21 protein-coding genes are annotated in these 23,680 nt (G+C 32.2%); 17 read left to right on the top strand and 4 right to left on the bottom strand.

What is annotated here, in order from left to right; all coding sequences use genetic code 11:
- Nucleotides 1-72: 72 nt before the first annotated feature.
- The 5 genes from sufC (at nt 73) to FP421_RS15115 (ending at nt 5,803) form a co-directional block, all read left to right on the top strand.
- Nucleotides 73-822: a Fe-S cluster assembly ATPase SufC gene (sufC, locus tag FP421_RS08945; RefSeq protein WP_159949717.1), complete on the top strand. Its 750-nt coding sequence runs from the start codon at nt 73-75 to the stop codon at nt 820-822.
- Between the two features lie 78 nt (nt 823-900).
- On the top strand, nt 901-2,214 hold the full coding sequence (gene sufD / locus FP421_RS08940; protein ID WP_159949715.1) for a Fe-S cluster assembly protein SufD: 1,314 nt from the start codon (nt 901-903) through the stop codon (nt 2,212-2,214).
- Between the two features lie 90 nt (nt 2,215-2,304).
- Nucleotides 2,305-2,508, top strand: coding sequence for a hypothetical protein (locus tag FP421_RS08935; RefSeq protein ID WP_159949713.1), 204 nt, complete (start codon nt 2,305-2,307; stop codon nt 2,506-2,508).
- A 153-nt stretch (nt 2,509-2,661) separates the two neighbouring features.
- Nucleotides 2,662-5,628, top strand: a complete 2,967-nt coding sequence (locus FP421_RS08930) for a T9SS type A sorting domain-containing protein (RefSeq protein WP_159949711.1) — start codon at nt 2,662-2,664, stop codon at nt 5,626-5,628.
- A 10-nt stretch (nt 5,629-5,638) separates the two neighbouring features.
- Nucleotides 5,639-5,803 (top strand): hypothetical protein, encoded by a 165-nt coding sequence (locus FP421_RS15115; protein WP_201288821.1) that lies wholly within the window; start codon nt 5,639-5,641, stop codon nt 5,801-5,803.
- Between the two features lie 100 nt (nt 5,804-5,903).
- Here FP421_RS15115 and FP421_RS08925 read toward each other — a convergent pair whose 3' ends face one another.
- Nucleotides 5,904-7,223, bottom strand: a complete 1,320-nt coding sequence (locus FP421_RS08925; RefSeq protein WP_159949709.1) for a serine hydrolase domain-containing protein — start codon at nt 7,221-7,223, stop codon at nt 5,904-5,906.
- Nucleotides 7,224-7,365: 142 nt separating this feature from the next.
- On the opposite strand from FP421_RS08925, the gene FP421_RS08920 reads away from it, so the two are divergent.
- From FP421_RS08920 to FP421_RS08895, 6 genes are all read left to right on the top strand, one after another.
- Nucleotides 7,366-8,142: a hypothetical protein gene (locus FP421_RS08920; protein ID WP_159949707.1), complete on the top strand. Its 777-nt coding sequence runs from the start codon at nt 7,366-7,368 to the stop codon at nt 8,140-8,142.
- Entirely contained in the window at nt 8,142-8,726 is a 585-nt protein-coding gene (locus FP421_RS08915) for a hypothetical protein (RefSeq protein ID WP_159949705.1), read from the top strand. Before FP421_RS08920 ends, FP421_RS08915 begins: the two co-directional genes overlap by 1 nt.
- An 8-nt stretch (nt 8,727-8,734) precedes the next feature.
- Nucleotides 8,735-9,004 (top strand): hypothetical protein, encoded by a 270-nt coding sequence (locus FP421_RS08910; protein ID WP_159949703.1) that lies wholly within the window; start codon nt 8,735-8,737, stop codon nt 9,002-9,004.
- A 72-nt stretch (nt 9,005-9,076) separates the two neighbouring features.
- Complete coding sequence (locus tag FP421_RS08905; protein ID WP_159949946.1) at nt 9,077-10,291, top strand: aminotransferase class V-fold PLP-dependent enzyme; 1,215 nt, start codon at nt 9,077-9,079, stop codon at nt 10,289-10,291.
- A 219-nt stretch (nt 10,292-10,510) separates the two neighbouring features.
- Nucleotides 10,511-11,584 carry a zinc metalloprotease gene (locus tag FP421_RS08900; protein WP_394350696.1) on the top strand — a complete coding sequence of 358 codons (1,074 nt, stop codon included), beginning with the start codon at nt 10,511-10,513 and terminating at the stop codon, nt 11,582-11,584.
- A gap of 67 nt (nt 11,585-11,651) precedes the next feature.
- Nucleotides 11,652-12,083: a hypothetical protein gene (locus FP421_RS08895; RefSeq protein WP_159949701.1), complete on the top strand. Its 432-nt coding sequence runs from the start codon at nt 11,652-11,654 to the stop codon at nt 12,081-12,083.
- Between the two features lie 57 nt (nt 12,084-12,140).
- On the opposite strand, the gene FP421_RS08890 is transcribed toward FP421_RS08895, so the two are convergent.
- Nucleotides 12,141-13,709: an SGNH/GDSL hydrolase family protein gene (locus FP421_RS08890; RefSeq protein ID WP_159949699.1), complete on the bottom strand. Its 1,569-nt coding sequence runs from the start codon at nt 13,707-13,709 to the stop codon at nt 12,141-12,143.
- 16 nt (nt 13,710-13,725) lie between these two features.
- The gene (locus FP421_RS08885; protein ID WP_159949697.1) at nt 13,726-16,578 is read right to left on the bottom strand and encodes a TonB-dependent receptor; all 2,853 of its coding nucleotides are present in this window, start codon (nt 16,576-16,578) and stop codon (nt 13,726-13,728) included.
- 192 nt (nt 16,579-16,770) lie between these two features.
- Here FP421_RS08885 and FP421_RS08880 point away from each other — a divergent pair, with 192 nt between their 5' ends.
- Both FP421_RS08880 and serS read left to right on the top strand, forming a co-directional pair.
- Nucleotides 16,771-17,703, top strand: a complete 933-nt coding sequence (locus FP421_RS08880) for a bifunctional riboflavin kinase/FAD synthetase (protein WP_159949695.1) — start codon at nt 16,771-16,773, stop codon at nt 17,701-17,703.
- 58 nt (nt 17,704-17,761) lie between these two features.
- The gene (gene serS / locus FP421_RS08875; RefSeq protein WP_159949693.1) at nt 17,762-19,036 is read left to right on the top strand and encodes a serine--tRNA ligase; all 1,275 of its coding nucleotides are present in this window, start codon (nt 17,762-17,764) and stop codon (nt 19,034-19,036) included.
- Here the strand turns inward: serS and FP421_RS08870 are convergent.
- Entirely contained in the window at nt 19,033-19,179 is a 147-nt protein-coding gene (locus tag FP421_RS08870) for a hypothetical protein (RefSeq protein ID WP_159949691.1), read from the bottom strand. The genes serS and FP421_RS08870 overlap by 4 nt on opposite strands.
- Nucleotides 19,180-19,300: 121 nt before the next feature.
- On the opposite strand from FP421_RS08870, the gene FP421_RS08865 reads away from it, so the two are divergent.
- The 4 genes from FP421_RS08865 (at nt 19,301) to mgtE (ending at nt 23,628) form a co-directional block, all read left to right on the top strand.
- Nucleotides 19,301-21,070, top strand: coding sequence for a tetratricopeptide repeat protein (locus FP421_RS08865; RefSeq protein WP_159949689.1), 1,770 nt, complete (start codon nt 19,301-19,303; stop codon nt 21,068-21,070).
- Nucleotides 21,071-21,152: 82 nt separating this feature from the next.
- The gene (locus tag FP421_RS08860) at nt 21,153-21,482 is read left to right on the top strand and encodes a DUF4286 family protein (protein WP_159949687.1); all 330 of its coding nucleotides are present in this window, start codon (nt 21,153-21,155) and stop codon (nt 21,480-21,482) included.
- Between the two features lie 3 nt (nt 21,483-21,485).
- Complete coding sequence (gene rsmA, locus FP421_RS08855) at nt 21,486-22,289, top strand: 16S rRNA (adenine(1518)-N(6)/adenine(1519)-N(6))-dimethyltransferase RsmA (RefSeq protein ID WP_159949685.1); 804 nt, start codon at nt 21,486-21,488, stop codon at nt 22,287-22,289.
- A complete protein-coding gene (gene mgtE / locus FP421_RS08850; protein ID WP_159949683.1) occupies nt 22,279-23,628 on the top strand; it encodes a magnesium transporter in 1,350 nt (449 codons plus the stop codon). The genes rsmA and mgtE overlap by 11 nt, the downstream gene beginning before the upstream one ends.
- Nucleotides 23,629-23,680 lie beyond the last annotated feature (52 nt).

The following is a 23,680-nucleotide window of genomic DNA, read 5'->3' as shown; positions in this document are numbered from 1 at the left end:
CAACTAAAAAAAGTATATCAACAATAAAATAATGCTGATAGCCAAAAGCTAGAAGCCAATAGCATAAAGAACATGTTAAAAATAGAAAATTTAAAAGCAGAAATAGAAGGAAAATCAATCTTAAAAGGATTGAATTTACAAGTTAACGCTGGAGAAATTCACGCAATTATGGGACCAAATGGTGCTGGAAAAAGTACCATGGCCAATGTAATTGCAGGAAAAGAAGAATATGAAGTTACTGAAGGTACAATTGAACTTAATGGAGAAGACATTAGCGAATTAGCACCAGAAGAAAGAGCGCACAATGGTGTCTTTTTATCGTTTCAATATCCAGTAGAAATCCCTGGAGTTTCTGTAACCAACTTTATCAAAACTGCAATTAACGAATCTCGTAAAGCACAAGGTTTAGAAGAAATGCCAGCTAAAGATATGTTGAAAAAGATTCGTGAGAAATCAGAATTATTAGAAATTGATCGTAAATTTTTAGGTCGTTCTTTAAATGAAGGGTTTTCTGGAGGAGAAAAGAAACGTAACGAAATCTTTCAAATGGCAATGTTAGAACCAAAATTAGCCATCTTAGATGAAACAGATTCTGGTTTAGATATTGATGCCTTGCGTATTGTTGCAAATGGGGTAAACAAACTAAAATCTAAAGACAATGCTGTCATTGTAATTACACACTACCAGCGTTTGTTAGATTATATTATCCCAGATTTTGTACACGTTTTACACGATGGAAAAATTGTAAAAACGGGTGATGCTTCTTTAGCCCATGAGCTTGAAGCAAAAGGGTATGATTGGATTAAACAAGAATTGGTTTAAAAGTTGGAGAAGCTATAAAGTTGAGGTAAAACAAAACTTTATAAACTTTAAAAACTGACAACTTTAAAACTAAAAAAAATGGAATTAAAAGATAAATTATTATCATCATATGTGGCTTTTGAAAATCGTGTAGACACCAATACAGATGTACACGAAATTAGATCTGAAGCTCTAGAAAATTTTGAAGAATTGGGTTTCCCAACTCGAAAGTTAGAAGCTTGGAAATACACCTCATTAAACTCAGTATTAAAGCAAGATTACAGTTTATTTCCTGATAGGGTTGAAGCTATAGAACTCGCTGATGTAAAAAAATACTTTATTCATGAAATAGATGCTTATAAGGTTGTTTTTATCAACGGTAAATACAGTTCATTTTTGTCACAAACTACTCATGAACATTATGATGTTTGTTTAATGTCTTCTGCACTTACAAATGCAAAATACAAACCTGTAATAGACAAATACTTTAACAAGGTAGCTAAACAAGACAATTTAACATCGTTAAATACTGCCTTTGCTACAGAAGGTGCCTATATCAATATTCCTAAAAATACTGAGGTAAAAAAACCGATTCAGATTCTTAACTTTACTACAGGTTCTGAAGCTGCTTCTATGATTCAACCACGTAATTTAATTATTGTTGGAGAGAATTCTCAAGTTCAAATAATAGAGCGTCATCAGAGTTTAACAAGCAATGCTGTACTAACTAATGTGGTTACCGAAATTTTTGCTGATAAAGCATCTAATGTAGATTATTACAAGATTCAGAATGATGAAATTACAGCTTCTCTAGTAGATAATAGTTATATAGAACAACAATCTAATAGTGTGGTTTCTGTGCATACGTTTTCTTTTGGAGGAAACATCACCAGAAATAATTTAAACTTTTATCAAAAAGGAGAACATATAGATTCTATCTTAAAAGGAATCACAATTATAGAAGGTAAACAACACGTAGATCATCATACTTTAGTACATCATATAGAACCAAATTGTGAATCTCATCAAGATTACAAAGGTATTTATGATGAGCGTTCTACAGGTGTTTTTAACGGTAAAGTAATTGTAGAAAAAGAAGCGCAAAAAACCAATGCATATCAACAAAACAACAATGTTTTGGTGAGTGATAAAGCAACTATTAATGCAAAGCCACAATTAGAAATTTTTGCTGACGATGTAAAATGTTCTCATGGTTGTACTATTGGTCAATTAGATGATGATGCTTTATTCTATATGCAACAACGTGGAATTCCGCAAAAAGAAGGTAGAGCTTTGTTGATGTTTGCCTTTGCAAATACAGTTTTAGAAAGCGTTAAAATACCAGAGGTAAAACAAAGAATAACAAAACTAATAGCCAAAAAATTAAACGTGAAAGTTGGTTTTGATTTATAATTGATTCCGTTCACTTTTCTTTGATACGAGTTAATATTGTTTTAATAGTTTATCTAATTTTAAGTAATTATTAATCAAAAAACCAATATTATGAATAAAAGTATCAAACTCGTATTATTAATTGCAGGAATTGTCTTATTAACTTATGGAATTTACACCATGGTCATTCCAGAAACTCAAGTCTCAATTGGCGATGTAGATTTGCTAGAAGCCCAAGACAATACAAGTGCTTATATTACAATTGGTTTAGGAATAGTTGCTGTCGCTACAAGTTTAATAAAAGGAAAAAGTTAATCTAAAATACAATAATAAAAACCTCTCTTTGTGAGAGGTTTTTATTATTAGCTTATTATTTTAGTTAAAAAACCATGAAAATCACAATTCTTTTTCAATAAGCCATTTTTTTTATAAATATTCATACTTTTGTATAATTAAATAATAAATATTATGAAAAAAAATTATTTTCTATTACTTACTTTTCTGTTTTTTAGTGCTTTATTTTCAAGAACCGTTGCACAATCTAAAGGAGACATTGCCATTGTTGGCTATAATACAGATGGTACTGGAGATGGATTTGCTATAGTCGCTTTAGCAGACATAGCAGCAAACTCAACCATCTATTTTACAGATTCTGACTGGGATGAAACTGGAACTGCTTTTGTTGATAGTGGTACAGATGCAATTATAGATTGGGATAGTGGTGCTTCAACAATAAGTGCAGGAACTATTATAACATTTACTAATGTAGATAGAACTGTTGAAAATGGAGGTGCCTCAGTATCAGTAGGTTCGCTTACTAGATCTGGAGGAACTATGAATTTAATAAATGGTGGAGAAACACTTTTTGCGTATTTAGGAACTGATGAAAATACACCTACATTATTTTTAACAGGATATAGAAATGGAGCTGTGGGTACAGATTTAACAGGTACATCTCTAACACCAGGTGTAGATTTTATTGAACTTGGGCCTACAAAATCAATTTCAGTACCTGATGCTGGTTTATATAATGGAGAAAGAGCAAACTTAGGTTCTTTTAGCGATTATTTTGTAACGATAAACCAACCATCCAATTGGGAAGTGACAAATGCAGGTGGTGTTAATTACTTACCTTCTTCTCCAACTAATTTTACTATAGATACAGATACACCTTCTAAAGGAGATATTGCTTTTGTTGGTTTTGATACTGATGCTGCTGATGGCTTTGCAATAGCTGCATTAGCTGATATTCCTGCAAATACTACCATTTATTTTACAGATTACGAATGGGATGAAACAAATAGTGGTTCTTTTACAGCAAGCGGAACAGATGCTTTTTTAACTTGGAACTCAGGAAATAACGTTATAATAGCGGGTAGAATAATCCATTTTACTGGAATAGATACTGGAACTTCTGATGTTTCTATTGGGTCTATAACAATAGATGGCACAATGAATTTACTAAATCCTGGTGAAACTGCATTTGCTTATTTAGGCTCAGATAAAAATACGCCTAGTTTATTTCTTACGGGTTATAAAAACGAAACTGTAACTACAGATTTAGCGGGTACAGGTTTAACTGTAGGTACAGATTTCTTGCAAATGAACAATAACACTTATGGTTTAGCAGGTAATGGAGATACTGTTTCTACAACAAATCCAGATCAAGGAAGATACAAAGGTTCTAGAGGTGACCAAGCATCCTACAGTAATTATTTTTCAATAATAAACACAACATCAAATTGGGATGGTGTAGATCCTCAAAGTTTAGCTAATGCTGACAATATTACTCCATTTAGCTCTGCTTCTTTTACAATTAATACGAGTTTAACAAATTTTACTAATGGAGCTGGAGATAATGATTGGAATAATGCTGGAAACTGGTCTTTTGGTATACCTACTTCTTCTAGTTCTGTTACCATTATAAATCAAACTGTTACGATTCCTTCTGGTGAAACTTTTGCTGGAAACATAAGATTAGTTGGTAGCTCAACATTAAGTATTGCTTCTGGCGCTGGACTTACGGTTACAGGAGAAATTCTATCTCCTGCAGATGATGTTCTTATAATTGAAAGTGGAGGTTCTTTAATCCTTTTAGGTAACGAAACTGCTTTGGAAAATAATGTAAAAGCTTCTTTAGATTTGGCTACTACCAATTGGTATAATATTACTTCTCCAGTTACAGGACAAAACATAGATGCGTTTGTAGCTGCTTCTGGCTTACAACAAAGTACTACTCCAGGAAAAACAGATAATATTGCATTAGGTACTTATAATACAGCTGATGATACTTGGACTTATTATCAAGATGGTGCTAATGCATCAGGAAACTTTGTACTTGGAAAAGGATATTCTATAAATCTTGATGGTGGTAGTGGTACTTTAGATTTCTCTGGTGATATTTCTGCAACTGATTTTAGTACAACTCTTGTAAATACTGGAAATGGTTTTAACTTTTTAGGGAACCCATTTACATCTTACATCCCAGCAAACAATCCTGCAAACACTACAAATATTTTAGCGTCAAATTCTGGTATTTTAGACGAAGCAACTATTTGGGTTTGGAATCAAGCCAATAATGGTGGTGCTGGAGGCTATGATACATTTGTTGTTGGTGTGGGAGATGCTTTAAATATTGCTCCTGGTCAAGGATTTTTTGTAAAAGCTGCTAGTGCATCATCTTTTGTAATTAATAGAGAGTTACAATCACACCAAGCTACACCTACTTTTCAAAAAAGCAATAATTTAACTACAAAAATAAACTTAAAAGTAAAAGAGGGTAATTCTATTAGAGATACAGATATTTATTATTTAGAACATAAAAAAGTAACTAAGGCTTTTGATAATGGTTATGATGGTTCTCTATTTGGTAGTAATGGTTTTTCTATTTACACAAAGGTAGTTTCTAATGATAGTGATAAGAATTTAGCAATACAAGCTTTACCAAATAAAGATTTTGAATCTATGGTTGTACCTGTTGGTATTTCTGCTGATGCAGGGAAAGAAATTTCATTTTCTACAGAGATAGAAAATCTTCCAACAGATATTAAAGTGTTTATAGAAGATACAACTACCAATACAATTACACGTATAGACGAATTAAATAGCGAGTATAAAGTTACTTTAAATGAAGCTTTAAATGGTACTGGTCGCTTTTATCTACATACAAAATCAAATAGTGCATTAAGTACTAAAAACACCTTATTAGAAGGCGTTCGTATTTACAAGTTTAATGATCAAACCTTACGTTTAACAGGAAATATAGATGGAAACATCAGTTTTAAATTATACAATATTCTAGGGAAACAAATTCTAAATTCTACTCTAACACTAGATAGCGAAAAGAACATAAAATTACCTAAATTATCTAAAGGTATTTATGTTGTTAATATAGAAAGTAGTAAAGGTAGTATCACAAAAAAAATCATACTTTAAAATTTTAATTATGAAAGACAATTCAAAAAATGATATCACAAGAAAAGAGGCGATAAAAAAAATAGGAAATTATGGTAAGTATGCAGCTTTAACTGCTATGGGAACATACCTAATATTAAATCCAAAATCTGCTCAAGCAGCTAGTACTCCTACTGCTACAGGTGGTGGTTTCTAAAACTCTTTGAGATTATAAATTTTAAAAACCGATACTATTGTATCGGTTTTTTTATACAATAAAACAACATGATGCACTAATGCATCATATCTCTTTAGATTTATTGAACACTTTTAATAACTTGTCTCAAAAATTCATTTTCCATAAAATTCTTCAAACCAAAACGTACAATTACCAGTTCTTGATCTGGGAGAATGTACACTCTTTGTCCTTGATAACCATCAGCAAAATACATGTTTTTAGGAACGTCTTTAAATTGCTGTTCAGCATTTAACCAAAATTGCGCTCCATAGGTTCCTTTAGAAGTAGGTGTTGGCGTTGTTGCATACGCTACCCATTCTTTGGTAAAGAGTTGCTCTCCATTCCAGTTGCCATTATGCAAGTATAACAATCCAAATTTTGCCCAATCTCTTGCAGTTGCCCAAGAATAAGAAGAACCTACATAATTTCCGCTTAAATCGGCTTCTAAGATCATAGAGTTCATCCCTATTTTATCGATTAAATTGGTGTACCAAAAATCTAAGTATTCTTGATGCGAGTCAAAGTGTTTTCTTAAAATTCCTGATAACAGATTTGTGGTTCCTGATGAGTAGTTAAAAGTTGCATTGGGTTTCCCTACCAAAGGTTTATTTTCTTGCATTTTAGTCATATCGCGTTCTAAAAACAACATTTTTGTGGCATCCGAAATTTCATCATAATTTTCATCCCATTCTAAACCTGAATTCATTTGTAATAAATTGTGGATGCTAATGTTTTTACGTTCATCATTTTGCCAAGAAGCAATAGGTGCTTTATCATTCACGTTTAATTTTCCTTGGTGTTGCATCACTCCAAAAACAGTACTTAAAATACTTTTGGTCATAGACCATCCTAATAATTTTGAATCTTTGTTAAAGTGCTTTGCATATCTTTCTGCAATAACTTGATCTTTATATAAAATCACAACTGCTCTCGATTTATTACGTTCTCTAAATAACGAATCTACAGCTGTATTTAGTGTTTTGTAATTGATATTGGCAAAAATAGTATCTTTTTGAGGTGCATTTCCATATGGGTAAGGAGTAGCATTATCTGGTTGTAACCTTTTTGGTGATAAGTAACTTGCAGTTTCATCCTCTTCTGTTAAAGTTAACACTGTGCCTAAACCTTTTCTATATACTGCTTTTCTAGTTAACAACCCAAAGGCTGAAGCAGTAGCTATTTTATTTTCTACATCTACTTTGTCTGATGCTAAATTTACAGGAGAAAAATTATTGTCTGTAGCATCTGTTAACTCTAATGTTCTACCTGCAACAAAAACTGAAGAAGCTGTATTTTTTGCTGAATAACCTGCTAATAAGTTCAATTTTGGATAGTTGTACACTACAGTTACTGCAATTAATGCTAAGAGTAAAAGAAGAATTCGCTTAAAAATTTTCATTGAAAATAAATTTGGTTTTGTAAAAATAACTCAAATCTTTAAAGTACGTAAAATTACCCGATTCTAAAACCAAGGCTTTCTTCTCTAACGATAACTCACTTATTTATATAGTTTTATAGTTCATTATTAATCATCGTTTCCTATGGCAACAACGTCAAATCTTACAAACACCTCTTCATCAAACAAGAAAGTAGCTTCTAAAAAAGCTGCTCCTGGTATTTCTGAAGAAGTAATTTCTGAAATGAGTAAAGAGATTAACAGTATGTTATCTTTTGCTGTTTTTAACGGAATAACAGTAAATACAAAAGTAAACGCTTTGATACAAAATAGTAGTGTTGATGATTTGATAAACGCCCACAATTTATTGTGTAAAAACGTAGCACCAGCAACACCAAAATCCATTCAGTATACCAAAAAACTGAACCAAGAAAGTAATGGAAAATCGATTTTTTATAAACTTCCATTACTTAGAAATTTAATTTTATTGGCGTTATTTTTTCTGATTGCTTACATCGCAACAGGAATGACTACGCAAGTTAATAATGATTCTTTAGACAAAGGAATGATGAATAATAGTGGAGTTTCATTATTGTTAAACATTGCGTATTTAGGCTCTGTAGCAGGTTTAGGTGTGTTATTTTATTTATTAAAAGAAGTTAGTGAATCATTAAAAAAAGGCGCATTAATTCCTGAAAACGCCATTTCTTATGTATCTCAAATTCTTTTAGGAGTTATTGCGGGTTTAATCATGTCAGAAATCATTGCTTTTTACACTACTGATCCTCAAAAAATAAACCTATTTAACAAAAGTGTTTTGGCTTTGATTGGTGGGTTTTCTTCGGATGCAATTTTTAGCATTTTGCAAGGACTCATCAACAGAATTAAGAGCATATTTTTAACCTCAAATCCGTCAAACTAATGTTTAAAAAATCAATTTTAATTGTACTCTTTATTGGGCTCTCTTCTTGTGTAAGCATTCCAAAATCCACACCAAAACTTACCAAAGATATTGTTGATGAAGGTGATGCTATGCATCAATTAAATATTTCTTTGGTCAATCAATTATTCACAGAAAGAAGAGCTCGTTTAAACAGTTTTATCACCAATACTTATACTCCTGCAATTATTGAAAAATATCAAAATTTATTGCCTGCAGATGTAGATTACAAAAAAGAATTGCCAAATATTATTAAAGCAATTGTACCAGTTATTAACAGAAAAAGAGATTCTTTACAAGATTTATTATTAAAACAGCAACAGCAAATTGTATCAGGTTTAAATACCAATTTTATTTCTTATGCTAAGGCCACCTCATCATTACAAAACCTCATTAATGCTGCTGCAAAGCTTAAAACAGATGAAGAAAATGCGTTGGCAGGTATCAATCAATTAACAGGTGGTAAATTAAACTTTAAAGAAATAGAAAGTAAAATGGATAGCCTATTAAACAATACAGGCTTAAGAATGGGTAAATTATTAAAAGTTGAAAAAATTATTAAATAAGTTAAGTTATGAGCAATATCGATTGGAATGCCTTAGCAGAAAAAGCAGCTACACAAACAGATTCAGAATTTAAGAATCAGCTAGCAGGTTTAACAAGTTTAAAAACATCAGAAATAGATACTTTTATTTCAGAAAGTAATATTACAAATACAGATGCTTTATCGGTTTTAAAAGAAATCAATAACGCTACTTTGTCTAATGATCAGAAAGCCAATGCTATTGCAAACATTCAAAACGGAGTTGGTTTTTTGGTGAAATTGGTTTCGAAAGTAGTGTAATAACAAATTCCTATTGGCATTTCTACGAGTTTAAAGAATCATATTTTATCTTTGTCTTTTAAAATGATTTGTATGATTAATGTTGATAAAATTAGAGAAGACTTTCCTATTCTTAAAAGAACTGTTCACGGAAAACCCCTAGTGTATTTTGATAATGCAGCAACTTCGCAAACTCCACAAGTTGTTATTGATACTATTGTTGATTATTACAGCAACTACAACGCAAATATTCACAGAGGTGTGCATACGTTAAGTCAAGAAGCAACAGATAAATATGAAGAAGCGCGTATTAAAATTCAACATCATTTTAATGCAAAAAAGGCTCATGAAATTATTTTAACATCTGGTACAACACACAGTATAAATATGGTGGCCTCTGGTTTTGCATCACTTTTAAACAAAGGTGATGAGGTAATTGTTTCTGCTTTAGAACATCATTCTAATATTGTGCCTTGGCAAATGTTGTGCGAAAAAACGGGCGCTATTTTACAAGTAATTCCGATGAATGATGAAGGCGGATTAGAAATGGCTATTTTTCATCAATTGGTTACTACTAAAACAAAATTGGTGTTTTGTAATCATGTTTCTAATGCTTTAGGAACCGTAAACCCAATTGAAGAAATTATTGAAGCGGCTCATAAAGTTGGTGCTGCTGTTTTAATTGATGGTGCGCAAGCAACTCCACATATAAAACCAGATGTACAAGCCTTAAATGTAGATTTTTATGTTGCTTCTGCACATAAATTATGTGGCCCAACAGGAATGGGAATGTTATACGGAAAAGAAGAATGGTTGCAAAAGCTACCTCCTTATCAAGGTGGAGGAGAAATGATAGAAACGGTAACTTTCGAGAAAACTACGTATGCAGGTTTGCCTCATAAATTCGAAGCAGGAACACCTAATATTTGTGGCGGAATTGCCTTTGGAACTGCTATAGATTATATGAATTCAGTAGGTTTTGAGAATATTGCAGCGTATGAAAACGAATTGTTAATCTATGCAACATCAGAACTTTTAAAAATTGAAGGTTTAAAAATCTACGGAACTTCAAAAGAAAAAACGGCTGTGATTTCTTTTAATGTGGGTACTATTCATCCTTATGATATTGGTTCTATTTTAGATAAATTAGGCATAGCTGTAAGAACAGGACACCATTGTGCACAACCTATTATGGACTTCTATAAAATACCTGGTACAATAAGAGCTTCTTTCTCATTTTATAACACAAAAGAAGAAATTGATGCTTTGGTGGTTGGTGTAAAAAGAGCAGTGATGATGTTGTCTTAATTTTACGATTTAACAAAAACATATTTACCTTTAGAGAACCTCTAGAGGTATTTTTTTGCTTCAAAATTGTGGATTCAAAAAAAAACTCTATATTCGTATCGTTAAAATTTTAAACAAAAGAATGGTGTTTTGTTGCTATTTAAACAAAATCATTGCCATACCCTTAACTTTTTAACTTCATTTAACATATTTTTTTAACCCCAAAAATCTCAATTAATCATGATGAAAAAAGGATTATTAGCGTTGCTTTTAGCAGCAGGAACTTTTATTGGATGTCAAGATAATACTACTGACTTACCAAATGAACAACAATCAAAAATTGACATGAGTGATTTCTATGTGCACACAGACCATGTAGAATCTAAAGGTCCAGCAAAAGGGAAATCTACCAAAGAATGTTACACTATGAGAGTCTTAAACAGACAACTTAAAGAAAACAAAGGATTATACCAAAAAATGTACGATATCGAATATGCTACTAGAAAGTTTATTGCAGGTAAAAAACCAGATGGTGCTGGAGGTGGAAAACCAGGCAATGGTGGCGGAGGTAATGATGGTGGTGGAGACACAGGAGGAGATAACTTAGGTGTTATAAACATCCCTGTATATGTACACGTAGTTTACAGTAACTCTAATCAAAATATTTCTGATGCTCAAATTGCTTCTCAAATAAGCGTTTTAAACAATGATTTTAGAAGAACAAATAACGATGCAAACAATACTCCAAATGAATTTTCTGGAGTTGCAGCAGATACAGAAATTTCATTCACACTAGCAAATACCTTTAGATATTCAAATTCAACTACATCTTGGGGAACTAATAATGCTGTAAAAAGCGCTTATCCTCCTGTAACACCATCTACTCACTTAAACATCTGGGTAGCAAATATTGGTGGAGGTATTTTAGGGTATGCTCAATTTCCAGGTGGTAATTCTGCTACAGATGGTATTGTGGTTTCACCTCAATATTTTGGTACAACTGGTTATGTTGCTGCTCCTTTTGATGGTGGTAGAACAACTACACACGAAGTAGGTCACTACTTGAACTTACGTCATATTTGGGGAGATGGTAGATGTAACAGAGACGATTTTGTTTCAGATACTCCATCATCAGACAGACCAAATTATGGATGCCCTACAACAGCATACCATTGTCGTTCTAACGATCAATTTATGAACTATATGGATTATACAGATGATTCTTGTATGAATATGTTTTCTAATGGTCAAAAAGACAGAATGAGAGCAATTTTTGCTGCTGGTGGCGCTAGAGCTTCAATAGCAGGAAACTAATCATTACAGCTTACATACATAATAAAAAAGGCATCACAAAATGATGCCTTTTTACTTATAAATAATTATGAGAAATTTTAATATCACCCTTTTACTATTTGTTGTATTGTTTTCTAATTGTAATGCGCAACAAGAAAGTTTAGAGGGTTCTTTAGAAATAGAATATACTGCAAGAACTAGAGGGAGCTCTGTAATTATAATTTACAAAGAAAATTCATTGACCTTAAGATCTACTTCAGAAGATAAATTAATCAATTTAAAAGAAGAAAATATAAAAAGAATACATGTAGAGGTTTCTAAAATAAAACTCTCGGAAATAAAAGGTTTAAAGGCTCCAACAGAAAAACGTTTTACAGACGGAGCGCTATCTGCGCATTTTGTTATAAAAAAGGAAGGGATAACCTATGTTTCTTCAGATTTTGATCACGAATATCCACCAAAAGAGTTGACAATGTTATATGATACTTTAATTGCTATCATACAAAAAGCCAGTAAATAAATTTACCGGCTTTTTTTTGTCATCAACCTATTTTTATAGGATGAAAATATTTTGAAACTACCTCAACATCGGTGAGAAGTTCGTTGGAAAATCTCCTGCTTTTGCCAAACCATCAGTAGCTGTTGTAAAGTTTGAACCAAACTTAGCATCCATTGCAGCTAAAATTTTATTTGCCATTAAAGCATATCCTCTAGGAGTTAAATGAATACCATCTAAACTTACCAATCCTCCAGTAACTAAACTTGTTGTCATAGTATAACCATCAAATTGAATTCCCATAGCAGCTTCTTCTAAGATTTCATTTAAATCTACCAAAGCTACATTATTGTTAGAACTTGCAATCGCTTTTATTGTTGCGTTGTAAGCATCTGTAGCGCTTTTTAAGCTTGCTAACTCATCTGTATCTAATGCATCTTTATCATCAATACCATTTACTGCTGCCAAAACCATTCCTCCTTCTTGTGGTGTTATTTGAGCTCCTGCTTGTAATTTTCCTAAAACTTGTAGTACAGCTGGTGTTAATGCAACACTACCATAACCTTGTGCTAGTGCGCCTTGATCTATTGTTAATACTAACAACTCGTCTTCTGTCATCTGTCTAAATCCTAAAGGATTTGTTTGTGTGACTGGTACATCAATAACCCATCTGTTCTTTCCTTCTGTAAAAGTCAACGCATATTGCGCTCCTAATGCCTGAGCCTGAGCAGGAGGAACTCCTTGCCCTATAGCTCCTTGAATAAAGATACCTGATACCGCTTGGAAAAACCCTGTAAGACTAGCAGCTGTTGCAGCATCTAGTTCTAAAGCATCATTAGGTACTGTATTAAAGAAAGGTAATAAAGTAATATCTGGAACAGTAGCTACTACTCCTTTAGCACCACTAGCTGTTAGTTGAGTAACCATACCAGAGAAAATAGAAGCAAAAACATCTGTATTTGTAATATCATTTGCTCCATAAGCTGCAGGACTAACTGTGTTGTCTGATTGATAAATAGCGTCTGTACCTGTGGCTGGATTAAACCCTCCATTAGTTGCAAAACCTAAAACATCATTACCTCCTACTTCCGATAATGTAAAAAAAGTAGGGTTTTGAGCAGCAGCATCTCCTAAAACAGTTGCTGTTGCACTTGATGCCATTCTTCCAAAATACGGATTTAAAGCACCATAACCAGGAAACGTTAAGTGAAAACTCTTTGCTCCTGGAATACCATAGTTATTAAATGATGTTCCTGATGCTCTTGCGCCTAAAACGGTGGTTGGTGTTGCTGGTAATCTCTGAGGAGCACTACCATTAAAAATTAATCTAGGTGCTTGCACAACATTACCATTAAGAACAAATCCTCCAATATTATCACTCATCAAAGGTTGATTAAATTCTGTACCAAATTTACCAGCTAAAATATTTGGAAAAGAATTTTCTTGAGCACCAATAAATAATGCTCCATCTGTAAATCCTGCAGTAAAAGAGGCTCCAATAGAAACATAGTTAGAAAAATCTAATCCGTTTGTATTTAACTCAACAACCTCAGGGGTTTCTTCTGCAATAGCTTCAAAATCGTTACTTTCTTCACAAGAAACAAATCCTAGAGATAAAAGAAACAATGCTATATATTTATAATTTTTCATAAAATATTCTAATTTTTTAATTATTAATTGTCCAAGATAAATAGTATTGAGAACCAATAGCACCAACACCAGGAGCACTTACATACTCATTTCCTGAAATGTTAGCTCCTCCTAATTTAAATACCGATTTAAGACTAGGAACTGTATAGTTAATTTGAGCATCTAAGATGGTTCTTGCAGTAACTGTTGAATTGTGGAAAGTTGCTTCCCATCTATATTCATCTTGCCATCTTGCATTGATATTAAACCCAAAGTTTTCAAATACATTAGGATTACCAAATTGTAATTTTACTTTATGTTCTGGAGTATTAAATCCTGCTTGGAAATCTGGATCACTAGCTTGGTCAAAATCAAATTTAGCATACGTATAATTTACACCTAAATTAAAACCGTCTAAAACTTTAGTATTTAACCCAATAGATGCTCCATAAGAACTAACATCTGCAGCAGAGTTTGTGTAGGTTTGAAAAGCTGTAAAATCACTATTACCTAAAGCAACCAAAGCTAAAGGAACTTGTGCACCTCCTGGACCAACTGGTGCTGTTTGCGTAAGCGCAACATCTCCATAAAAAGGAACAACAACATTTTTATTGGCAATAAAATCTTCATATTGATTATAATATACGCTTAAATCAATTGTAATGTTAGCATCTCCTACAGGAGCTAAACCTCTGTAACCAACTTCATATGCAGTTACTCTTTCTGGCTTCACTAAAGCTACATTTGCAGCTGTTGGAGCAGCTATTTGTCCGGCTGCAAAAGCCTCTACAGATGCCGCAGAAAATGCGTTTTCATAAGCAGCTCTACCTGAAACAGAAATAGTAGGGGAACCTGTAAAGTTTTGTCCTATACCACTTACTGTTAATGGCTGAGTTGAATATCTGTCTAGATTATCTGGAGCAGAACCCACTAAAAACCCTCTACCTGCATTTAAACCAATATATTGATCTTGTGTTGTTGGGTTTCTAAAACCAGTTTGAAAAGATGCTCTAAAGTTTTGATTTTTATTTTCTCCTGCTGCATAAGCAAACGAAACTCTTGGAGAAAAATTACCATCAAAGTTTTGTGCTTTGTCATAACGAATAGAAGCTGTTAATTTTAAACGATCATCTTCTAAAAATTTCTTTTGCATTTGTGTATACACTCCAAACTCATCATAATCTATAGGGCCATCATTATCTGTAAAAATACTTCCATTAGAGTTTAATACATATTGTCTATAAGAACCTCCAACTTGAAATTCAGCAAAATCAATAATATCTCTTAAATTATAATTTGCGTCTGCGTGATATAATTTTGTGTTGTCTTGAAATTTTGCTCCAGTTACAAGGTCTGGGTCTGCAGTAACCTTATCAAAAGCAGCCTTAAATGCTGGTGTACCTGGAATTAATCTTCCTGTTTCTGCAGTTTGTCTTGCAATGGCATGTGCTTGATCTGAGGTAGCACCTCCTAATGTAGATTGTAAATATGCACCTACATATTCTCCAAACCAAGTGTTATCATCTTTCCATTGTCTATTGATATTGATTGCAGCAAAACGTGTATCATAAGAATTCCCAGCATCTTCACTAGTTAAATAACCTCTAACAAAGAAGTTTTTACCTCTAAACTCAAGTTTGTGTTGCTCCATAAAGAAGTCTTGGATGTTGTATCTATTTGTTCCTTGATAAATGGTGTTACCAATACCATATTTAGAATTCCAAATAATTTCTAAACGGTCATCACCAAATGGTCGGTAATTTAAAGATCCTCCAAATTTTACGCTTTTTGCTTCATAAGACATTAAATCTCTTTCATCATAACCTGTTCTACTAATATTTTCACTTGGTATTAAAGCTGAAGCACCATTTGGTATTATACCTAAACCTTCTAGGGTTTGAGCAACACCTCTAATGTTCGTAGAAACCTCATCACCATAAACATTTAAACCATCGTAATTTCTATCCGAGTTTCTATCACCTGCTATAAATCGTCCATTTCTAGTATTTCTATAATCAGTTGCAAACCATTCTGTACCATCTAAATATGATAACGTAGCTTTTGCTGCAAACTTATCAGAAAAAGCATACGCCATTCTTAAATTTACGTCTGTATATTGATTATCTCCAGCAGCTTCTTGACTTGTAATTCCTCCTTTAACAGAAACACTAATTCCTTGATCTTCGAAAGGATTTTTACTAGTCATAAACATAATACCATTAAATGCATTTGCACCATACAATGCTGATGATGCTCCTGGTAATAATTCTACGGTTTTTACATCTAGTTCAGACATTCCTAATAAATTACCCAATGCAAAATTTAAAGCTGGAGAAGAATTATCCATCCCATCTACCAATTGCATAAAACGAGTATTTGCAAAAGTGGCGAAACCACGAGTATTTACTGATTTAAAGGTTAAACTATTTGTATTTACATCTACACCTTTTAGGTTTTCTAAGCCATCATAAAAAGAAGGAGCAGAAGTGTTTTTAATTGCCCTAATATCCATTCTTTCTATAGTAACTGGAGACTCCATGATACGCTCTGGAGTTCTAGATGCAGAAACTACAATCTCATCTAAAGAAGTTTCATTTTCTTCTAAACTTACTTCAACCTTCTGGTTGTTTTTTGTAATCTCTACCTTTTGAGTTTTGTATCCTAATAGTGATACCTCTAGAGTAAAAGGTGGGGTATCTGAAACCTTTAACACAAAATTCCCGTCAAAATCTGCAGTTGTACCTACTGCTTTTCTAGAAATTTTAATGTTTGCTCCAGGAATGGTTTCTCCTGTTTTTGCATCTTTAACTGTACCAGTAATCGTGGTTTGAGCCACCATTGCTAAACTACTGAATGCTATAAATGCAATTAGTAAAATCTTTTTTGTCATAATTTGAATTAATTTGTTAACTAACATGCAAAATACAATTTTTTTTGAATTCCGTATTATTTAGACTTAAAATTTAAGATTTTATTAAAAATAATCGTTTTTATTACCAAATTTACACTTGGTTAAACGTTTAAATAAATCTGTTTTTAACATTTAGATGTCGTACTTTTGTGTTTTTAAAACTTTTTATTGTTGATTACAATACAAGATATTTCTACGTTTTCATCTAAAGAAAAAACATTTGTAACCATTGGTACATTTGATGGTGTTCATTTTGGACATCAAAAAATTATTGAAAAATTGGTTTTTGATGCACAAAAAGCAGGGAAAAAATCATTGTTGTTAACATTTTTTCCGCACCCAAGAATGGTTCTGCAAAAAGACAGTAATATTGAATTAATTAATACCATTGAAGAAAAAAAATCTCTGCTTCAAAAAACGGGTTTAGATTACTTAATTATCCATCCTTTTAGTAAAGAATTTTCTAGAATGACTGCTCTTGAGTTTGTAAGAGATTTATTGGTCAATCAATTAAACATTTCAAAATTAATTATTGGTTACGACCATCATTTTGGTAAAAATAGAGAAGGGAATATTGTGCAATTAACAGAATATAGCCACTTATATGATTTTACTGTAGAAGAAATTCCGGCACAAGACATTAACGATGTCTCTGTTAGTTCAACAAAAATTAGACGTGCTTTACACAGTGGCAATTTAAAAACAGCCAACAACTATTTAGGGTATCATTTTATGTTAAATGGCAACGTTGTAAATGGCAAACAATTGGGTGGTAAAATTGGCTACCCAACAGCCAATATTGATGTAAAAGAAACCTACAAACTCATTCCTAAAACGGGAGTATATGTAGTAAAATCTATTATTGATCAAAAAATAGTATTTGGAATGATGAACATTGGCAACAGACCTACTGTTGATGGAAATCATCAAACCATAGAAGTTCATTTTTTTGATTTTAACCAAGATTTATACGGTAAAAACTTAACTATTGAACTAATCTATTTTTTACGTGATGAGAACAAATTTGATTCGATTGATGCCTTAATTCATCAAATAAAAAATGATGAAGAAATCGCCAGAGATTACATCAAAAACAATTGCTAAAACTACATTGCTAAAGTCTTAAGCTTACTGTATCTTTGCTGCTTTAAAACATCAAAAAATGTTACAAGTACAATTTATTAGAGACCACAAGCAAATTGTTTTAGAGGGTTTAGCAAAACGTAATTTTGCTGACGCTGAAACAATTATTGAGCAGGTATTAACTGCAGATGAAAACAGAAGAAAAACTCAGGTTGAGTTAGATAATGTGTTGGCAGAATCTAATAAAATGTCCAAAGAAATTGGTGGATTGTTCAAATCTGGAGAAGTACAAAAAGCAAATCTTTTAAAAGAAAAAACAGGGCAATTAAAAACACAATCTAAAGAATTGGCTGAAAGTTTAACTGGTTTTGCCGATGAATTAAAAGGTTTATTGTATCAAATTCCTAACATTCCTCACGCTTCTGTAAAAGCAGGAACTTCAGAAGAAGACAATGAAATCATTTTTAGTGAAGGTACCATTCCTAACTTAGGTGAAAATGCTTTACCTCATTGGGAATTGGCAAAGAAATATGACATCATAGATTTTGAATTAGGAAACAAAATTACAGGTGCAGGATTTCCTGTGTACAAAGGAAAAGGAGCAAGGTTACAACGTGCTTTAATCAATTATTTTATTGATAAAAATGTTGAAGCAGGTTATAAAGAGTATCAAGTACCTCATTTAGTAAATACAGCCTCTGCAACTGCAACTGGTCAATTGCCAGATAAAGACGGACAAATGTATCATGCTACTGAAGACGATTTGTTTTTAATTCCTACTGCAGAAGTACCAATTACCAACATGTTTCGTGGAAACTTAATGCAAGCATCAGAATTCCCAATTACAGCTACAGGTTATACGCCTTGTTTTAGACGTGAAGCAGGAAGTTATGGTGCACACGTTCGTGGTTTAAATAGATTGCACCAGTTTGATAAAGTAGAAATTGTAAGAATTGAACATCCAGAAAACTCTTACAACGCCTTAAACGGAATGGTAGAACATATCAAAGATATTTTAAGAGAATTAAAATTGCCATACAGAATTTTGCGTTTGTGTGGTGGTGATACTGGATTTACGGCTGCGTTAACTTTCGATTTTGAAGTTTTTTCAACAGCACAAGACAGATGGTTAGAAATTAGTTCTGCATCTAATTTCGAAACGTTTCAAGCAAATAGATTGAAACTTCGTTTTAAAAATAAGGAAGGAAAAAGTGAATTAGCGCACACGTTAAATGGAAGCTCTTTGGCTTTACCACGTGTTTTGGCAGGAATTTTAGAGAATTACCAAACAGAAAACGGAATTCAAGTTCCGGAAGTCTTGATTCCTTATACTGGGTTTAGTGTAATTGATTAATTTGCTACAATAGCAACCATTAATCTTTTATATCTATTCATCTCTAAAAGTGCATTTAAATACGCACTAATTTGACCATTTTTCATAAACTCTTTTGAGTTTTGTTTTGCGATTTCATATTGTCTAGTTAGATCTTTCATCATCTTAATTTGTTAGTTCATTTATAGAATAGACAAGTTTTGTGCCAAAATGTTACAAAAGAACGTTTCAAAAACTCTTGGTTTAATAAAAATTTAACATATATGTTGATTATCTTTGAATGATATGAGAACACTTTTTTTTATTATTTTCCTTGCTATCAGTAGTATTAGCTATGCTCAAAACGATTATTTGTTGGCAGAAAGTTATTACAGAGAAGGAGCATATGAAAAAGCCACTCAAATTTTTAAAAAACTTTATACTAAAAGTCCTTTTAACACCACTTACCTTAGTAAATTAATTTCTTGCTATCAAGAAACAGAAAGATTCTTAGAAGCAGAAAATTTACTAAAATCCAAAATAAAAAGAAACTCACAGCAAGGGTATTTGTATGTGTATTTAGGATACAATTACGAACGCCAACAACAAAAAGAGTTAGCCAAAATCAATTACGATATTGCTTTAAATTCTATTGATAACAATGCCTCTTATGGCGGAATTATAGGTCGTGTTTTTAAAGATTATAATTTGTTAGATCATGCAGTTTTAGCCTATAAAAAAACAATGGTTAAAAATGAAAATGCCAATTATAGTTTTCAAATTGCGCAGATTTATGGCGAAAAGGGTGATTTTAAAAAAATGTTTGAATCTTATATTGATTTGGTTGATAAAAACATTAACTATTACAGTTTGGTGCAAAGATATACCAGTAAGTATATTACTGATGATGCAGAAAATGAAGCAAATATTCTCTTTAGAAAAACTTTATTAAGAAAATCTGCTAGCAACCCAAAAGATGTTTGGAACGTGCTTTTAAGTTGGTTATTTACCCAACAAAAAGACTATCTAAAAGCCTTAATTCAAGAAAAAGCATTGTATCAAAGAAACCCAGAAGATTTAGCCTCTATATTTAGTTTGGGCAAAATTGCTTTTGATAATAGAGATTATGCTGCTGCAAAGGCATCCTTTAATTTTATCACTCAAAATTCCTCCTTAATAGAAGAAAAAATTAATGCAAATTGGTACTTGTCCAAAATTGCTGTAGCTACTAAAAGTGCAGAAACAGAGTCTTTATTTCAATCTTTATTTGCTGAGTTTGGTAAAAACACACTCACCATAAAATTGCAAGTTGAATATGCTGATTTTCTAACCTTTCATCAAAATAAACCCCAAAAAGCAAAATTGGTTTTAGAAGAAGCTTTAAGGTTTTCAAGGTCTAAATATGACAAAGCAAGAATAAAGCTAAAATTAGGAGATATTTTAGTGTTTACAGGAAAATATAACAAAGCTTTGATTTATTTTTCTCAAATTCAGACCCAATTAAAAGGGGATGAACTAGCACAACAAGCTCGTTTTAAAGTGGCACAAACCTCTTATTTTAAAGGTGATTTTACCTGGGCTAAAGCACAACTAAAAGTATTAAAAGGCTCCACTACACAGCTTATTGCCAATGATGCTGTAGAGCTATTTTTAATCATCACAGATAATGAACCTGTAGATTCTATTCCTTCTGGGTTAATGCAATATGCAAAAGCAGAATTGTATGCTTTTCAGAACAAAACGCAACAAGCAATTGATACTTTAAATACTATTAAAAAAGATTTTAAAGGACAGCCTATTGAAGACGAAGCACTTTTTAAACAAGCAAGATTATACATCAAACAAAAGAAGTTTGAATTGGCAATTACCAATTTCGAACAAGTAATTACGCTAAATCCTGAAGGTATTTTAATTGATGATGCACACTATGAATTGGCAGAATTGTATAAAAATCATTTAAATAACTCAGAAAAAGCCTCAGAATACTACCAAAAGATTATTTTTGATTATCCTTCAAGTATTTATTTGGTTGATGCCAGAAAAAAATATCGAAAAATTAGAGGAGATACTATTTAGTTTGTGGTTGTTAGTTTTTAGTCAGAATTTTTAAAATAACAACCTAAACCACCAACTCAAAACCATTAACTAAAAACCAACTATGTACATATACAACGTAACTATAAATATCGAAGAACAGCTTCACAAAGAGTGGCTCACTTGGATGGAAACTCACATATCTGATGTCTTGAATACAGGTAAATTTACTTCTGCAAAACTCACAGAAGTTTTAGTTGATCAAGAAATAGAAGGAAGAACCTATTCTGTGCAATACACCGCAAATACTAGAGAAGATTTAGATGCATATTACAAAGAAGATGCAGATAATTTAAGAGTTGAAGCTATTAAAAAATTTGGTGATAAAATGTTAGCGTTTAGAACAGAATTAAGGTTGATCAAAGAGTTTTATCCTATTAATGCTAGTAATTAAAATATGTCTGTAAAAGCAAAAAAACATTTAGGTCAGCATTTTTTAAAAGATGAAAACGTTGCAAAAAAAATTGCAGATACACTTACCGAAAATGGTTACGAAAATGTCTTAGAAATTGGCCCAGGAATGGGAGTGTTAACCAAATATTTATTGCAAAAAAAACCAAAAATAACGGTTTTAGAACTTGATAGTGAGTCTGTTGAGTATTTGAACGATAACTTTAAAAAAGAGCAAATTAACATCAATACTTCATCAGAAAAGTTTGAAATTATTGAAGGTGATTTTTTAAAAAAGAATCTTCTAGAAATTTTTAACCAACAACAAGTAGCTATTATTGGTAATTTTCCGTATAATATTTCTTCGCAAATTGTTTTTAAAGCGATTGAAAATAGAGAATTTGTACCTGAACTTTCTGGAATGTTCCAAAAAGAAGTTGCACAAAGAATTGCTGAAAAAGAAGGGAGCAAAGTCTACGGAATTCTATCTGTATTAACGCAAGCATTTTTTGATGTAGAGTATCTATTTACTGTTCCTCCAACAATTTTTAATCCACCACCAAAAGTAGATTCTGGTGTAATTAGATGCATCAGAAAAGAAAATTATACACTTCCTGTTGATGAAAAATTATTTTTTAGAGTGGTAAAAACAGCATTTAATCAACGAAGAAAAATGTTACGCTCTAGTTTAAAGTCCTTTAATCTTTCGGTTTCTTTAAAAGAAGACCCTATATTTGCGAAAAGGCCAGAACAACTCTCTGTTGCTGCCTTTATATCACTCACGCAAAAAATAGCAGATAATGGCATTTGAAATCACAGAAACTTTTTTCGATAACTTAACAACACTCATCGAAAATAAAGATGATAAAGCAATCTCTAAACTGTTTGCTGAAGTGCATTATGCAGATATTGCAGAAGTTTTAGACGAAGTAAATTTTGATGAAGCCATTTACATCATTAAACTTTTAGATAGCGAAAAAACGTCTGAAATCCTTACGGAATTAGACGAAGATATTCGTGAGAAAATTCTTGAAAATTTATCAGCCAAAGAAATTGCAGAAGAAGTCGAAGAAATGGATTCTGATGATGCTGCAGATATTATAGGTGAACTTTCTGAAGACCGACAAGAACGTGTAATTAGAGCCTTAGATGATGATGAATTAGCAGCTGATATCAAAGAACTACTTTCTTACGAAGATGAATCTGCAGGTTCTTTAATGGCAAAAGAATTGGTAAAAGTCTATGAAACTTGGACGGTTGCTGGTTGTATGCGTAGAATTCGTGGTCAGGCAAAAGATGTCACTAGAGTACATTCTATTTATGTGGTTGATAAAGAAGACAAACTGGTAGGAAGATTGTCTTTAAAAGACTTGATTATTGCCAAATCTGATCAAAAAATCGCTGAAATTGCCAAGTCTAAAGTAGATGCAGTTCACGTAGATATGGATGATGAGGAAGTAGCAAAAGTAATGGCTAAGTACGATTTAGAAGCTGTTCCTGTTGTTGATGATAACAATGTTTTATTGGGTAGAATTACCATTGATGATATTGTAGATGTTTTAAGAGAAGAGGCTGAAAGAGATTATCAAATGGCTGCTGGTTTAACACAAGATGTAGATTCTGATGATAGTATTTTAGAATTAACCAAAGCACGTTTACCTTGGTTGTTCTTAGGTCTAGTTGGTGGTATTGGTGCTTTTTTAATTATGGAAGGTTTTCATGGAGTATTTTCTAAATACGCAGCCTTATTCTTTTTTACACCATTAATTGCAGCAATGGCAGGGAATGTTGGTGTACAATCATCTGCAATTATTGTGCAAGGTTTGGCTAACGATGACGTAAAAGGAAGTATCAATAGTAGGTTGTTGAAAGAAATGCTTTTGGCTTTATTAAACGGATTTATTTTAGCAATATTCTTACTGCTTTTTGTATGGATTATTAAAGGTGAAATTTACTTGGCTTTAGCTGTTTCTGTCTCTCTAGTTGCTGTAATTGTTGTTGCAGGTTTAATAGGAACTTTTGTACCTTTATTTCTAAATAAAAGAGGTATAGACCCTGCAATTGCTACAGGTCCATTCATTACCACTTCTAATGATATTTTCGGAATTTTAATTTATTTTTTAATCGCAAAAATGATTTTAGGAATATAAAAAAAACCTTACTGTTTTCACAGAAAGGCTTTTTCCTTTTTCTTCTTAATAT

Origin of the sequence: Polaribacter septentrionalilitoris (genome assembly GCF_009832745.1) — a bacterium.
Lineage (GTDB): Bacteria > Bacteroidota > Bacteroidia > Flavobacteriales > Flavobacteriaceae > Polaribacter > Polaribacter septentrionalilitoris.
Note: the sequence above shows the minus strand (reverse complement) of the source record. Positions and strands in the feature narration are given on the sequence as shown.

Coding starts and splice junctions, on each gene's coding strand:
- sufC (WP_159949717.1), top strand. CDS start 73: ATGTTAAAAATAGAAAATTTAAAAGCAGAAATAGAAGGAAAATCAATC.
- sufD (WP_159949715.1), top strand. CDS start 901: ATGGAATTAAAAGATAAATTATTATCATCATATGTGGCTTTTGAAAAT.
- FP421_RS08935 (WP_159949713.1), top strand. CDS start 2,305: ATGAATAAAAGTATCAAACTCGTATTATTAATTGCAGGAATTGTCTTA.
- FP421_RS08930 (WP_159949711.1), top strand. CDS start 2,662: ATGAAAAAAAATTATTTTCTATTACTTACTTTTCTGTTTTTTAGTGCT.
- FP421_RS15115 (WP_201288821.1), top strand. CDS start 5,639: ATGAAAGACAATTCAAAAAATGATATCACAAGAAAAGAGGCGATAAAA.
- FP421_RS08925 (WP_159949709.1), bottom strand. CDS start 7,223: ATGAAAATTTTTAAGCGAATTCTTCTTTTACTCTTAGCATTAATTGCA.
- FP421_RS08920 (WP_159949707.1), top strand. CDS start 7,366: ATGGCAACAACGTCAAATCTTACAAACACCTCTTCATCAAACAAGAAA.
- FP421_RS08915 (WP_159949705.1), top strand. CDS start 8,142: ATGTTTAAAAAATCAATTTTAATTGTACTCTTTATTGGGCTCTCTTCT.
- FP421_RS08910 (WP_159949703.1), top strand. CDS start 8,735: ATGAGCAATATCGATTGGAATGCCTTAGCAGAAAAAGCAGCTACACAA.
- FP421_RS08905 (WP_159949946.1), top strand. CDS start 9,077: ATGATTAATGTTGATAAAATTAGAGAAGACTTTCCTATTCTTAAAAGA.
- FP421_RS08900 (WP_394350696.1), top strand. CDS start 10,511: ATGATGAAAAAAGGATTATTAGCGTTGCTTTTAGCAGCAGGAACTTTT.
- FP421_RS08895 (WP_159949701.1), top strand. CDS start 11,652: ATGAGAAATTTTAATATCACCCTTTTACTATTTGTTGTATTGTTTTCT.
- FP421_RS08890 (WP_159949699.1), bottom strand. CDS start 13,709: ATGAAAAATTATAAATATATAGCATTGTTTCTTTTATCTCTAGGATTT.
- FP421_RS08885 (WP_159949697.1), bottom strand. CDS start 16,578: ATGACAAAAAAGATTTTACTAATTGCATTTATAGCATTCAGTAGTTTA.
- serS (WP_159949693.1), top strand. CDS start 17,762: ATGTTACAAGTACAATTTATTAGAGACCACAAGCAAATTGTTTTAGAG.
- FP421_RS08870 (WP_159949691.1), bottom strand. CDS start 19,179: ATGATGAAAGATCTAACTAGACAATATGAAATCGCAAAACAAAACTCA.
- FP421_RS08865 (WP_159949689.1), top strand. CDS start 19,301: ATGAGAACACTTTTTTTTATTATTTTCCTTGCTATCAGTAGTATTAGC.
- FP421_RS08860 (WP_159949687.1), top strand. CDS start 21,153: ATGTACATATACAACGTAACTATAAATATCGAAGAACAGCTTCACAAA.
- rsmA (WP_159949685.1), top strand. CDS start 21,486: ATGTCTGTAAAAGCAAAAAAACATTTAGGTCAGCATTTTTTAAAAGAT.
- mgtE (WP_159949683.1), top strand. CDS start 22,279: ATGGCATTTGAAATCACAGAAACTTTTTTCGATAACTTAACAACACTC.